Annotated in this window: 1 protein-coding gene; it reads left to right on the plus strand. The window is 60.6% G+C overall.

Features of this window, described 5'->3' with window-relative positions:
- The coding region (locus PY650_RS36950) for an RNA-guided endonuclease InsQ/TnpB family protein (protein ID WP_285885067.1) at nt 1-307 on the plus strand (307 nt) is incomplete at both ends.

The following is a 307-nucleotide window of genomic DNA, read 5'->3' on the forward strand; positions in this document are numbered from 1 at the left end:
GGTTGCGGCGGACGAGCCGTAGCCTGTCTCGCAAGCGAAAAGGCTCGGCCAATCGCCGCAAGGCCAAGGCAAAGCTGGCGCGACTGCACAGCCGCATCGGCAATATCCGCCGTGACGCCACACACAAGGCCACGACCATGCTGGCGAAGACGTATCGCCGTATTGGTATCGAAGATTTGAATGTGCGCGGCATGGTGAAGAACCGGAAGCTTGCCCGCTCGATCATGGACGGCGGCTTCTTCGAGTTTCGCCGCCAGCTTGACTACAAGGCCCGCTTTTATGGTGCGACCGTTGTGGTCGCCAACAG

It is taken from the genome of Martinezella calliandrae (assembly GCF_030272695.1).
In the GTDB taxonomy this organism is placed as follows: Bacteria; Pseudomonadota; Alphaproteobacteria; order Rhizobiales; family Rhizobiaceae; genus Rhizobium; species Rhizobium calliandrae.